This is a genomic window from Sphingobium sp. WCS2017Hpa-17, from assembly GCF_031843765.1.
Classification (GTDB): Bacteria; Pseudomonadota; Alphaproteobacteria; order Sphingomonadales; family Sphingomonadaceae; genus Sphingobium.
Map to the genome: position 1 here is coordinate 1 of NZ_JAVTIV010000045.1, position 9,258 is coordinate 9,258.

Below are 9,258 nucleotides of genomic sequence, written 5' to 3' on the forward strand. Positions count from 1 at the left end.
GCTTTGATGTCGGCGTGGAATTGCTCCAGCGTGATTTGACGCGGACCTTCCATCACCCCACACTCCCCGCCCGCTCAGCCATGACCGCAGCCTTCTTCTTCGGGCCGCCGGGGATGAGGTTGCCGTTCGAGCGGGCGCGCTTGGCTTTGAGGTCGGCCAGTTCGGTTTCGAGGGCTTCGATCTTCCGCGCCGACTTGAACGCCGAATCCCGCCAGCTATTCCCGCGAATTTGCAAGGCGTTCAGGCTGGATTGCAGATCCTTCCGCGCCTCTCCGACCTTCTCGGCAACAATGCGCACATGCTCGGCCATCGTAATCGTTGGCTCTGCCGGTTTCTTGTTCCAGAACATTTCTCGTCTCCCTGGGTTAAGCCGCGCGGGCTGGGTGAATTTCATCGGACAGCGGGACACCGTGCCGCGCCGCATATTCGTGGATGATTTCGATCAAGTCGCTGAACTGCGCCTTCGTCAGCTTGGAGGACCGGAAGCCGACCGGGACCATCCCCTTCCCGTCCAGCGCTTGCTCAAAGCGCTGGGTATGATCGAGCGCGTGCATGAAGAGGGCTTTCCAGACATCAGGGGTGCACTCCCGACCTTCGGGCCGTGCCCGGCTGATCTGCGACAGGAGCGCCCACATAAGGGCGTTCTGGTCGTTGGTGCGGCGCGCAGGGCGGATATTCAGCACCGCGCCCGCAGGCACCTTCTCGATCAAGCGATGCGCCTCCATGCGGCGATAATCACTGGTCAGGATGATTGTCTGTCCCTGAGTTTCAGCCATTGCGCTTTACCTCCATGATCTCGACCCGGCGCGGGGACTTGGCGGCAAACTCTTCCGCCAGCGCCTTCATGTTGATGTTGTGCATCCGCTCGAATGTGGTTTCGCCGATGCGGTGCTGCGTTGCGTGGCAATCGCGGCACAGCGATATCGTCCAGTAATCGTGCGGTTTCTGGCCCATGCCTGCGCCGGTTCCGGTGCGCACATGCGCGACCTCGATCGCCGCCGTGGAGGCGCAGGCGCTGCAAGCGTGCGCGCGAACGAAGGAGCAATGCGCCTGCGACCTCCAGCGGGTGGAGCGCTTAGGCGATTTCGGAATCCGGCGCGGCAGCATCAGTCGAACCCCGGCACGAAGTCGTCATCAAGATCGTCGTAGCCGCCAAAGCCGCCACGACTGCCACCGCCGAAACCGTTCTGGTTCTGATGCGTCAGATCACGCTGGCCGCCCTGCCCGGCATTCGGGCTATCCAGCATGGTCAGGACCGCGCCGGGACCGGACAAGACAACCTCGGTGCTGTAGCGATCGGCTCCCGACTGGTCCTGCCACTTGCGCGTGCGCAGCTGGCCTTCGACATAGACCTTGCTGCCCTTGCGCAGGAAACGTTCAGCAACCCCGACCAGTCCGTCACCCATGATGGTGACGCTGTGCCACTCTGTTTTGGTTTTACGTTCGCCGGACTGCTTATCCTTCCAGCTCTCGGTGGTCGCGATCCTAAGATTTGCGATTTTGCCGCCGCTGGCGAAGGATTTAACTTCTGGATCAGAACCAAGATTTCCGACCAAAATGACCTTATTCACTGAGCCCGCCATGCGAGTTCCTTTCGAGAAAGTGGCCCCGCGCCGTGGAAGCCGCGCTTGCCGGGGCGAAGATTAAGGATGGATGACGGGCTCATTCGGCCCTTTCGGGCCATGTCCTGAGCGTTGTCAGCTTGGGTTCCGGCGAACAGATGCTTCGGATTTACGCAGCTGGGGTTGTCGCAGCGATGACAGACAACCTGATCATCATCGAGTTCACCGTAAGCCAGCACGTAAGCCAGACGATGCGCCATCCACCGCTTGCCATCATGCTGGACGACGCCATAGCCGTGACCATTGAAGGTTCCGCCCCAGACTATGCACCGATCGCCTGCCAAGTTGCGGAGAAGCGCAGCCGAAATCGGTTTCGCCTTTTTGACTTTATTGGCGCAGGCGCACGAACAGAACTGCCGAGCCTCCCACTGTGACTGGCTGTCCCGCGCGCGGCGGGCGTATGAGGCTCCGCACACCTCGCAGGACTTGGACTGGTCCATTATGCTGCCACCTTTTCTTCACGGAAGTTGAAGCCGGGAACGCCAGCGCCACGGTGGGCCTCGATTTTGGCGTCCCGGTCAGCCCAGCGCTTTATCAGCGCGTGAAATTCGGCCATGAACTCCGGGTTGTGCTTGTAGTGGCCGTAAGCGAGTGCCCAGCTATTCGGCCCGTCGATCAGGTCGGCATGCCAGATAGAGCGAAGGCCAACTGCGCGAACGCCCTGCCCAGCATCAACCCTCACCTTTTCCTTGGCCACTCCATCGGCCTGCCGCAGGAGCGCTTTTGCGTCGGCCAGGGCATCCTCGGCGCGATCCATCACCGCAATATCGGTGGTTTCCTTAGCCTCTTCTCGCAGCGCCATGGCCTCCTTGGCAGCGGCCAACGCGGCGTCGGCGGCAATTTTCTCGCGCGCCTTCCGCTCATCCTCCTGCTTTGTCATCCAAGCAGTCGACAGCCTGCCGGTGGCGGCGATAGCCTTCGTCAAGGTGCCGTCTGGCGTACCCTTGAGGCCCTTGGCGACATAGCCATTGTTCCATGCCTGAATTTCGGTAACCGCGTCGTTATGCGGCTTCTTCTCGGTCGCGGCATTGTCCTTAACCAGATCGGCGGCCTGTTGGAGCGAGCGATACAGCTTGCCAACTTCGGCCGCCTGCCCCTCGTTCTCGATCGCAACGCCATCGGCCCAATTGACGGCCTCGGTCAGAAGGTCGGAAACATGCGCATCGATCGCCGCCCGTCCAGATATCTTGTCCGTAGGTGCGACTTCTTCGGGCGGCTGATTATCGCCTACGACGGCGCGCGAGTTGTCGGGGCCTTCCGCTTCCAGCTTGGCGATATGCTCAGTGAGGGCCTTGATTTCTTCGATACGCTCCGGGCTTTCCCGGTTCAGCTTCTTGAGCGCGTTGGTGGCGTAAGGGAACGGCATGGTGGCGATAGGGACCGCCCCTTTGCTCGAAAGATACATCGTCATGGTCGGTCCTTTCAGTAAGGGATTTCGTCATCCAGATCGGCGCTGGGCGAATGGCTTTGCTGGCGCTGCTGCTTGCTCGCCTTGGTGATCCGGTCGTTCAGCGACTTCATGGCGGCAGCGAAATGCCCGGCGGGCAGATCGCGAGCGCAGGATACGTCGGAAGGCGCGAGGAACTTTGCCGGATCAACCCCGGCTTCCCGCATCTTGTCCTCAAGCATGATTTCCTGCGCTGGCGTGATGCGCTCCACCTTCTGGCGATCGGACTGGCCGCTATCCTGCTTTTCGTCAGCAGCCTCATCGCCGTGGAGATCGCCCTTGTGCCAGAGATCGAGCGCCGCACCGAAGCGCATCGCGGCATTGCGCAGCGCATCGCCAATGACCTCCTTTTCCCGCGCGCCGGGATCGACGCCCTGCTTGGACGCCGCGTGGCCATATCCAAGCCGGGTGACGCCGCAGACGGTCAACTTGATCCAGAGGCCGCCAGTCTGGTCGAAGGCGGGAAGGCCATCGCGAAATGCGACAGGCTCCCACGACCATAGGGGATCGGTGTCCAGCAGCCGGTCGGTCAGGGCGGCGTGGCCGACATAGTCGAGGTGAACAACGTCGGGATGATGCCAGCTACCGCAATCCTTGCAGCGGACGCCCTTCTTGAAGTCGGCGCGCACGGCTTCGGTTTGCGCCTTGGTCGGCTTCGGCAATTTGCTGATGTGGTTGGCGGCAAAAGGCTCGCGCAACTTGGCGAGCGCCGACACGGCGTCAGTCATGGTTCTGGCCTTTCGAGAAAAACGGATCAGGATCGGCCCGGCCAGCCTCGGCAGCGCTGATGATCCATGCAGCGTTGGCATCGCACTCAGCCATGGCAGCGAGGCGCTGATGCAGAATGGCGTCCTGCTCAGCCCATTCGCGGCGCTGGGCAGGCAAGGGATTGAGGCGGCGAACCGCGCGCTCGAAATATGCGAACCTGTCCATGTTGAAGCTCTCCTTCACCGGACACCTCGGATGCGCGCACGGACCCGTTACGATGTCCTCGCAGTAGCCGCATTTGGTGCGGTGGTTGTCGTTGGTGGGGGTCATTTCGCCCTCCGATCGCGCTCAGTCAGGCAGTAGAATTCCGCGAATTCTTCCCACGTGTGCTTGCCGTCACGGACGTCGCCCAGATGCTCGGCGAGCTGTTGCAGCGAATAGTCGTAAGCGAACTTTCGACCCTCTTTGCTGATAGCCTTCGCGGCTTGGTTCAGCATGTTGATGGCGTTGATCCTCATGCTGCGCCGCCTTTCGAGCGCTGGGCCAGCATGGCGTCTGCAATGGCAAAGGCCTTCTGCGCGAAAAGCTGCTCCATGCTTTCGACACCCTCCGGGTATCCGAAAGCCGCGTCACCAGCGCACTGGCGAACGACCGACCCGATAGCCTGCCCAGCGAACCAGTCGCGCAGGGTCATGCCGGGCGAACCCTCACGGATTCCAGATCCATCAGGCATACGCTCATCAGGCAGCGGGAACGCGCTGGGGTTATCCACGGCGCTCACCGCACCAACTCCAGCCCACGGTCAGCCCGCATAGCCTTCACCGCCATCGCGGGCGGCACATAGGGCACGTATACCCCTGCCCGCGAAATGCGGTCCACCTGCTCGACCAGCGTGTCCACCTGCGACAGGCGACCGTTCTTGCCCCACTGGCCGCAGATGTCCGCGCCATCGGCGTCAACGCGATCGGTCAGCGCGAGATAAGCACGGCGCCCGCGCACCAGCTCGTCACGAACCGCATTGAACGTCATCGGCCCGCAGCGGTGGCGATTGGCCTCCAGCATGGAGATTGCCGCGTCGATGCGGGCGACCGTCGTCTTGATGAGCGCTGCTGCACGGTTGGCCGCGTCGGCGTGGTATTCTGCGCTTGTTGCGAAGTCGGAGCGGGGCATGTCAGGCTCCCGCTTTGGCGATGGCGGCGCGGGCCTTGAGCATCGCATCGGACTGGCAGCGTGCACCATGGCCGGTCTGCGGCCGGCACATGGCGAGCGCTTCCATTGCGTCCGTGAGCGCTTCCAGCAATTCCGGCGCGGCGACGATCAGGCGCTCGTCCGCCTCGTTCGGGATCGCAAGGTGGCAGCCCGAACCGCCATCCCATGCGGCGTAGGCGATCACAGAACCCGAAGGCCCTACGAGGGCACTTTCACGAGTTGAGGTGCGGCCCATGCGCCAGTCGCCCGGCGTATGCTTCAAATCGGCGCTCATAAGAACCTCCAAGAAACTCATCTCAGCCTCGCCGCGCACCGGGGGATGGCGCGCGGTCTGGGGAGATCAGGCTGCGCGTTCTATTTGCTGTTGGATTCGGCGCTCATCGCGGGCCGGCTCGATCATGGCGGCGAAAATGCGCTGCTCGATCTCACGCTTACTTGCATGGACAACATCGCCAACGACACGCAGGCCGAGCGCCCGGCAGTCGGCGACAAACTTGTGACAAGCCTTCTCGCTGCCCGTGAAAACTACGTTCCAGCTCTTATCGAGGATCGTCAGTTCATCTGCGCCAGTCATCACTTCCTCCATCAGAAGCCGGGAGCGGTTGGGCTGGCCGGCTGATGGAGGTCAAATAACGCTATCTTTTGTAGCGTGTCAACATGTTTTGTAGCGTAGCGCTATGATTTATTCGTCGGGATAAATCTCATCCGGCCACCAGCCGGCGTCCTCGCTCCCCGGAGGCGGCCAATCAGCGGCACGCGAGTCGGCAATCGGCGGCAAGACTGGCTCGCTGCCGTCGAGGTGGGCGCGGATGGTTGCGCCCCATCGCTCTTTCTGTTGGAAGATGGCTGAAGCCCCTGCCCGGCCCATGGCAAGCAAGACCAACGGCGCGCGTTCGGCGCGGACATAGCCGATCTGGATGCCGCGCGCGGAATAGACCGCGATCGCGTTACTGTCGGCAGGGTTCTTGGGTTCGTGGCGAAGCTCTACCGGCTCGCCGGGACTGCACATCGCTATCTCGAACCGCCGCGTCGGGCCTGACTTGTTGTGATGGTCAGCGCCGACGACAGCGAGGGAGAGGTGGCGCACAATTAGCGGCCTTTGCGCTCCAGGAGTTGGTCGATTTTACCCTCGATGCGATCAAGTCGACGGTTTGTCTCAGCCTGAGACGCGGACTGCTCCCCATTCTCTCTGTTCATGGTTGAAACAGAATCAGCAACTTTGTCGATGCGCCCATTCGTATTGTTCGACATGGTGACAGACACGCCCAAAATGGCGAGCAAGCCCGTTATGATAATGCCAGCCAGCCAAAGAAAAGCTGTGTGAAGGAAGTCCACCCGAGGCTTTATTGCATCATCACTCATACCAGACGATGTGCCCCCTCCTCCGCCAGATTTCAAGCTCGCTGGCACTTTGGCTGCGCCATCAGTGGTGAGCTTGACGCCCTGCGCAGTTCTGAATGGCACAATAGTTGACAGTGAAGGTTCGCTCATCATGCACCTGAATCAAGAACGCCCAATATAAGGGCGTTATGGAATCTCATGTGCCCACAATCCCCGCAAATCAACAATACGCTTGGATAATTCGCGCCACCCAAAAAAACGCCTTGGTTAGGATTTAGCACAGTCGGTGTTACGTAATGATTCCCAAGAGTAAATGAACCAGTTGGACATACCGGACACTTCCCACCTCCTGGTATTTTCTCGTTTAGGAGCGCAACTACCTTTTCTCGTTCTTCGACACTCATTAATGTCGGATCGTTCACATTGGGCGTAGGTGGTGCATTATTTTCTTCAGACATATCGCCCCTCACATCTTACGCACGATAGCCACGACGCGACCGACGACATGCAGTTCACCGTCATATGCGGTTTCTGGCGGTACGCTTTGGTTATCGGACATGATTTTCACGCTGCCGTTCGGCATCGGGCGCAGGCGCTTGATAATGCCCGCCTGCCCATAAGCCGCCGCCCAGATGCGATCGGCCATGCGGACCTCATGCTCTGAGGTGTCGATCAGAACGATATCGCTGTCCAAGATCGTCGGGGACATGGAATCGCCCGTCCCGGTCGCGAAGAACAGCTTGCTTGCAGGCGCGCGCGTGAACTGCCTGATCCAGCTTTCGGAAAAGCGGTAGGTTTCGCCGGTGACGGGAATGTCCAGATAGCCCCCGGCGCCCATGCCGTATGCGATATCCCATTGCTGGATTTCTACGTCGTCTGTCTCTTCGAACTTAGGGTAGCGATCCTCGATCTCGGCCTTCGCATGGCTCTTAATTGCCTCCGAGATTGCGGGCGTTGAGCCACCCTCCAGCAGCCATTCCGCCGTCACGCCCAAACGCCTTGCGAAGAGCGCTGCATATTTGGCAAACCCATTTTGCCCGTTTTCATAGGCTCGATAGGTGGTTGGATTCACGCCAACCGCACGCGCGAAATCGGCCTTATCGCCGAACCCGGCTTGCTCGCGCGCCCAGACCAAGCGCTCATGTGGAGAATCAATAGGCGGTTTACTCATCACCGCCATGTTGCACGCCACGACGCTACAAATCATGTTGCAATGAAGCGCTACGTTTGATAGCGCTATGCGACATGGAACATAGCGATACCATCAAGGCCCTTGGCGGCGCGAAAGCAGTCGGGGACGCGCTGCGTTCTCGCGGTGTGGTCGTGGCAGATGTGACCGTCCGGTCATGGACGCTCGCTGGCCGGTCCATCCCGTCAAAATACTGGTCGCACATCGCGGCGGTAGCTGGCGAGCAGGGAAAGGCTGTCTCGTTCGAGACGCTGGCCAAGGCGGTGGCAGCATGAGCGCGATCGTCCTCGGCTTCGCCCTGAGTGGCTGGGCATTGGCCATGCATCTGTGGATGACGCGCCCAAACGTCGCGAAAATACGCCGCATAGCCCGCGAAGAAGCCGTGAATTTCACCGTGGTATCGTCGGCCCACCCCACCGAAAAATTCCGCGAAATCATGCACAGCCAGTGGGCGGGTTGGATCAACGATGTCCGCTGACCTGACCGTCCCTCGCAACAGCCGCAGCCAACTCGCGCAGGTGGTATTCCGCGCCGGGTCCGTGAGAAGCCTTCGCCTTGTCGGCTGCATCGCCAAGCGCGTCCACAATCGCCGTGACATGTCTCTGGTCGATAGTGCCCGCATAGTGAAGCCCGGAAACAATGGCTCGCAGGGCAAGGCTAGTAGCTGGGTCCATCGCGAATCTCCCTTCCGCGCGACTGTAGCACGGAGGGCTGGCCAATGACCCTCCTCGACCTCCAGCGCCTCGGTCAGGAGTTTGACGGCGAGAGCGTAAATCCATTCTATGCGGCGTTTCTGCGGTCGGTCGGCTTGCCTGAGACGATCCATGCGGCCCGCGCCTATTGCCGCGCCAAGTCCAATGCGGACTTCATGGCGTTCATTGGCCGGGCCGCTAAATCTGCGCCACCCGAAGCGCATGACGGTCAGCGCGTCATCGATAAAGCTGCTTGGGCCGCGCACGTCGATGCGCATGGCTGGGCTGAGTTTCACGACCGGTTCAAGTCCTGCGATGCCTGCGAAAAGCTGCTCTGCTCCTGCTCCGATGCTGAATGGAACGGTAGCATATTCTCGCATGTCGATATCGCCGCCGGCTTCTCTCCTGTGGCGGAGGGCGAGTAAGCCATGAACGCGCTCAACAACGCGGGTGGCTGCGGTGGCGAGGGGAAGGCCGCGCCCGTGCCGAACGAACATGGCGTCTATGCCAAGGAGGACGGCGAAGTCATCCGCTGGCCGGGCAGCAAAAACTACCTGCTGTATGTCGAAATATCGGTTCTGAGCGTCGATGGCGTCTGGCTGTCGGCTGCTGACTACACTGTCGGGAATGGCGGTGGCGGCGAACCACTGATGAAGCGCCACCGTGAGCCGGACTTTACGAGCCGCGCCGCTGCGATCGCACATGCCGCCGGTGGATTGATCCGGCGCTTGGAGCGCAACGACGATCGCCATGCCGCTGCGGTTCGCGAATGGCTCGAAAGCCTGACGGTCGCCCCCGCTCAACTCGATATGTTCAGCGAGGCGGCATAGCGCATGCCCGACAGCCTCGCCCACCGTCTGCGCACCACGCCGTACCTGATCGCAGAATGCGAAGGCTGCACCGTGGTTGAACCGCTCCAATTCATCCCCATAGCCGCCGCCCCTAGCGCCGGTGAAGGCGGGCGTCCTGCCATGGTCGCTGGTGGTTCGCTCGCCAATGTTTCCGATCATGTTCATGAAAGGGCTTCTGCATGACCCGCAACCCGCAAAT

At 60.9% G+C, this 9,258-nt stretch carries 22 protein-coding genes; 7 read left to right on the forward strand and 15 right to left on the reverse strand.

Annotated features, from left to right (window positions below):
* Nucleotides 1–52: 52 nt before the first annotated feature.
* The 5 genes from RQH62_RS24465 to RQH62_RS25015 are packed head-to-tail and all read right to left on the reverse strand — an operon-like array spanning nucleotide 53 to nucleotide 1,822.
* Nucleotides 53–349, reverse strand: coding sequence for a hypothetical protein (locus tag RQH62_RS24465; protein ID WP_311271259.1), 297 nt, complete (start codon nucleotides 347–349; stop codon nucleotides 53–55).
* Between the two features lie 16 nt (nucleotides 350–365).
* Nucleotides 366–776: a recombination protein NinB gene (locus RQH62_RS24470; protein ID WP_311271242.1), complete on the reverse strand. Its 411-nt coding sequence runs from the start codon at nucleotides 774–776 to the stop codon at nucleotides 366–368.
* The gene (locus tag RQH62_RS24475) at nucleotides 769–1,107 is read right to left on the reverse strand and encodes a putative HNHc nuclease (RefSeq protein WP_311271260.1); all 339 of its coding nucleotides are present in this window, start codon (nucleotides 1,105–1,107) and stop codon (nucleotides 769–771) included. Before RQH62_RS24475 ends, RQH62_RS24470 begins: the two co-directional genes overlap by 8 nt.
* Nucleotides 1,107–1,583: a single-stranded DNA-binding protein gene (ssb, locus tag RQH62_RS24480; protein ID WP_311271261.1), complete on the reverse strand. Its 477-nt coding sequence runs from the start codon at nucleotides 1,581–1,583 to the stop codon at nucleotides 1,107–1,109. Before ssb ends, RQH62_RS24475 begins: the two co-directional genes overlap by 1 nt.
* Nucleotides 1,568–1,822, reverse strand: a complete 255-nt coding sequence (locus RQH62_RS25015) for an HNH endonuclease signature motif containing protein (protein WP_405053596.1) — start codon at nucleotides 1,820–1,822, stop codon at nucleotides 1,568–1,570. The genes ssb and RQH62_RS25015 overlap by 16 nt, the downstream gene beginning before the upstream one ends.
* Here RQH62_RS25015 and RQH62_RS24485 point away from each other — a divergent pair.
* Nucleotides 1,757–1,996 carry a hypothetical protein gene (locus RQH62_RS24485; RefSeq protein WP_311271262.1) on the forward strand — a complete coding sequence of 80 codons (240 nt, stop codon included), beginning with the start codon at nucleotides 1,757–1,759 and terminating at the stop codon, nucleotides 1,994–1,996. The two genes, RQH62_RS25015 and RQH62_RS24485, sit on opposite strands and share 66 nt — an antisense overlap.
* A 65-nt stretch (nucleotides 1,997–2,061) precedes the next feature.
* Here RQH62_RS24485 and RQH62_RS24490 read toward each other — a convergent pair whose 3' ends face one another.
* The 7 genes from RQH62_RS24490 to RQH62_RS24520 form a co-directional block, all read right to left on the reverse strand.
* Nucleotides 2,062–3,033 carry a hypothetical protein gene (locus RQH62_RS24490; RefSeq protein WP_311271263.1) on the reverse strand — a complete coding sequence of 324 codons (972 nt, stop codon included), beginning with the start codon at nucleotides 3,031–3,033 and terminating at the stop codon, nucleotides 2,062–2,064.
* A gap of 11 nt (nucleotides 3,034–3,044) precedes the next feature.
* A complete protein-coding gene (locus tag RQH62_RS24495; protein ID WP_311271264.1) occupies nucleotides 3,045–3,797 on the reverse strand; it encodes a hypothetical protein in 753 nt (250 codons plus the stop codon).
* Nucleotides 3,790–4,107 (reverse strand): hypothetical protein, encoded by a 318-nt coding sequence (locus RQH62_RS24500; protein ID WP_311271265.1) that lies wholly within the window; start codon nucleotides 4,105–4,107, stop codon nucleotides 3,790–3,792. Before RQH62_RS24500 ends, RQH62_RS24495 begins: the two co-directional genes overlap by 8 nt.
* Nucleotides 4,104–4,295, reverse strand: coding sequence for a hypothetical protein (locus RQH62_RS24505; protein WP_311271266.1), 192 nt, complete (start codon nucleotides 4,293–4,295; stop codon nucleotides 4,104–4,106). The genes RQH62_RS24500 and RQH62_RS24505 overlap by 4 nt, the downstream gene beginning before the upstream one ends.
* A complete protein-coding gene (locus RQH62_RS24510) occupies nucleotides 4,292–4,471 on the reverse strand; it encodes a hypothetical protein (protein ID WP_311271267.1) in 180 nt (59 codons plus the stop codon). Before RQH62_RS24510 ends, RQH62_RS24505 begins: the two co-directional genes overlap by 4 nt.
* Before the next feature lie 83 nt (nucleotides 4,472–4,554).
* The gene (locus tag RQH62_RS24515; protein ID WP_311271268.1) at nucleotides 4,555–4,947 is read right to left on the reverse strand and encodes a hypothetical protein; all 393 of its coding nucleotides are present in this window, start codon (nucleotides 4,945–4,947) and stop codon (nucleotides 4,555–4,557) included.
* Between the two features lies 1 nt (nucleotide 4,948).
* Nucleotides 4,949–5,260: a hypothetical protein gene (locus RQH62_RS24520; protein ID WP_311271269.1), complete on the reverse strand. Its 312-nt coding sequence runs from the start codon at nucleotides 5,258–5,260 to the stop codon at nucleotides 4,949–4,951.
* Nucleotides 5,261–5,305: 45 nt separating this feature from the next.
* Here RQH62_RS24520 and RQH62_RS24525 point away from each other — a divergent pair, with 45 nt between their 5' ends.
* Nucleotides 5,306–5,605: a hypothetical protein gene (locus RQH62_RS24525; protein WP_311271270.1), complete on the forward strand. Its 300-nt coding sequence runs from the start codon at nucleotides 5,306–5,308 to the stop codon at nucleotides 5,603–5,605.
* Between the two features lie 63 nt (nucleotides 5,606–5,668).
* Here the strand turns inward: RQH62_RS24525 and RQH62_RS24530 are convergent, their stop codons facing one another.
* The 3 genes from RQH62_RS24530 to RQH62_RS24540 all read right to left on the reverse strand — a co-directional run bounded on the left by RQH62_RS24530 (nucleotide 5,669) and on the right by RQH62_RS24540 (nucleotide 7,507).
* Nucleotides 5,669–6,073, reverse strand: coding sequence for an HIRAN domain-containing protein (locus RQH62_RS24530; protein ID WP_311271271.1), 405 nt, complete (start codon nucleotides 6,071–6,073; stop codon nucleotides 5,669–5,671).
* A 2-nt stretch (nucleotides 6,074–6,075) separates the two neighbouring features.
* On the reverse strand, nucleotides 6,076–6,348 hold the full coding sequence (locus RQH62_RS24535) for a hypothetical protein (protein WP_311271272.1): 273 nt from the start codon (nucleotides 6,346–6,348) through the stop codon (nucleotides 6,076–6,078).
* A 445-nt stretch (nucleotides 6,349–6,793) separates the two neighbouring features.
* Nucleotides 6,794–7,507: a S24 family peptidase gene (locus tag RQH62_RS24540; RefSeq protein ID WP_311271273.1), complete on the reverse strand. Its 714-nt coding sequence runs from the start codon at nucleotides 7,505–7,507 to the stop codon at nucleotides 6,794–6,796.
* Nucleotides 7,508–7,572: 65 nt separating this feature from the next.
* Here RQH62_RS24540 and RQH62_RS24545 point away from each other — a divergent pair, with 65 nt between their 5' ends.
* The 5 genes from RQH62_RS24545 to RQH62_RS24565 all read left to right on the forward strand — a co-directional run bounded on the left by RQH62_RS24545 (nucleotide 7,573) and on the right by RQH62_RS24565 (nucleotide 9,242).
* Complete coding sequence (locus tag RQH62_RS24545) at nucleotides 7,573–7,791, forward strand: hypothetical protein (RefSeq protein WP_311271274.1); 219 nt, start codon at nucleotides 7,573–7,575, stop codon at nucleotides 7,789–7,791.
* On the forward strand, nucleotides 7,788–7,994 hold the full coding sequence (locus RQH62_RS24550) for a hypothetical protein (RefSeq protein WP_311271275.1): 207 nt from the start codon (nucleotides 7,788–7,790) through the stop codon (nucleotides 7,992–7,994). Before RQH62_RS24545 ends, RQH62_RS24550 begins: the two co-directional genes overlap by 4 nt.
* A gap of 240 nt (nucleotides 7,995–8,234) precedes the next feature.
* Entirely contained in the window at nucleotides 8,235–8,633 is a 399-nt protein-coding gene (locus tag RQH62_RS24555; RefSeq protein ID WP_311271276.1) for a hypothetical protein, read from the forward strand.
* A 3-nt stretch (nucleotides 8,634–8,636) separates the two neighbouring features.
* Nucleotides 8,637–9,038: a hypothetical protein gene (locus tag RQH62_RS24560; protein ID WP_311271277.1), complete on the forward strand. Its 402-nt coding sequence runs from the start codon at nucleotides 8,637–8,639 to the stop codon at nucleotides 9,036–9,038.
* Nucleotides 9,039–9,041: 3 nt separating this feature from the next.
* Entirely contained in the window at nucleotides 9,042–9,242 is a 201-nt protein-coding gene (locus tag RQH62_RS24565) for a hypothetical protein (RefSeq protein WP_311271278.1), read from the forward strand.
* The last annotated feature ends 16 nt before the right edge of the window (nucleotides 9,243–9,258 follow it).

Excerpts from the sequence above, each read along its gene's own strand:
- RQH62_RS24465 (WP_311271259.1), bottom strand. The coding sequence starts at position 349 with ATGTTCTGGAACAAGAAACCGGCAGAGCCAACGATTACGATGGCCGAG.
- RQH62_RS24470 (WP_311271242.1), bottom strand. The coding sequence starts at position 776 with ATGGCTGAAACTCAGGGACAGACAATCATCCTGACCAGTGATTATCGC.
- RQH62_RS24475 (WP_311271260.1), bottom strand. The coding sequence starts at position 1,107 with ATGCTGCCGCGCCGGATTCCGAAATCGCCTAAGCGCTCCACCCGCTGG.
- ssb (WP_311271261.1), bottom strand. The coding sequence starts at position 1,583 with ATGGCGGGCTCAGTGAATAAGGTCATTTTGGTCGGAAATCTTGGTTCT.
- RQH62_RS24485 (WP_311271262.1), top strand. The coding sequence starts at position 1,757 with ATGACAGACAACCTGATCATCATCGAGTTCACCGTAAGCCAGCACGTA.
- RQH62_RS25015 (WP_405053596.1), bottom strand. The coding sequence starts at position 1,822 with ATGGCGCATCGTCTGGCTTACGTGCTGGCTTACGGTGAACTCGATGAT.
- RQH62_RS24490 (WP_311271263.1), bottom strand. The coding sequence starts at position 3,033 with ATGACGATGTATCTTTCGAGCAAAGGGGCGGTCCCTATCGCCACCATG.
- RQH62_RS24495 (WP_311271264.1), bottom strand. The coding sequence starts at position 3,797 with ATGACTGACGCCGTGTCGGCGCTCGCCAAGTTGCGCGAGCCTTTTGCC.
- RQH62_RS24500 (WP_311271265.1), bottom strand. The coding sequence starts at position 4,107 with ATGACCCCCACCAACGACAACCACCGCACCAAATGCGGCTACTGCGAG.
- RQH62_RS24505 (WP_311271266.1), bottom strand. The coding sequence starts at position 4,295 with ATGAGGATCAACGCCATCAACATGCTGAACCAAGCCGCGAAGGCTATC.
- RQH62_RS24510 (WP_311271267.1), bottom strand. The coding sequence starts at position 4,471 with ATGACCCTGCGCGACTGGTTCGCTGGGCAGGCTATCGGGTCGGTCGTT.
- RQH62_RS24515 (WP_311271268.1), bottom strand. The coding sequence starts at position 4,947 with ATGCCCCGCTCCGACTTCGCAACAAGCGCAGAATACCACGCCGACGCG.
- RQH62_RS24520 (WP_311271269.1), bottom strand. The coding sequence starts at position 5,260 with ATGAGCGCCGATTTGAAGCATACGCCGGGCGACTGGCGCATGGGCCGC.
- RQH62_RS24525 (WP_311271270.1), top strand. The coding sequence starts at position 5,306 with ATGGCGCGCGGTCTGGGGAGATCAGGCTGCGCGTTCTATTTGCTGTTG.
- RQH62_RS24535 (WP_311271272.1), bottom strand. The coding sequence starts at position 6,348 with ATGAGTGATGATGCAATAAAGCCTCGGGTGGACTTCCTTCACACAGCT.
- RQH62_RS24540 (WP_311271273.1), bottom strand. The coding sequence starts at position 7,507 with ATGGCGGTGATGAGTAAACCGCCTATTGATTCTCCACATGAGCGCTTG.
- RQH62_RS24545 (WP_311271274.1), top strand. The coding sequence starts at position 7,573 with ATGGAACATAGCGATACCATCAAGGCCCTTGGCGGCGCGAAAGCAGTC.
- RQH62_RS24550 (WP_311271275.1), top strand. The coding sequence starts at position 7,788 with ATGAGCGCGATCGTCCTCGGCTTCGCCCTGAGTGGCTGGGCATTGGCC.
- RQH62_RS24555 (WP_311271276.1), top strand. The coding sequence starts at position 8,235 with ATGACCCTCCTCGACCTCCAGCGCCTCGGTCAGGAGTTTGACGGCGAG.
- RQH62_RS24560 (WP_311271277.1), top strand. The coding sequence starts at position 8,637 with ATGAACGCGCTCAACAACGCGGGTGGCTGCGGTGGCGAGGGGAAGGCC.
- RQH62_RS24565 (WP_311271278.1), top strand. The coding sequence starts at position 9,042 with ATGCCCGACAGCCTCGCCCACCGTCTGCGCACCACGCCGTACCTGATC.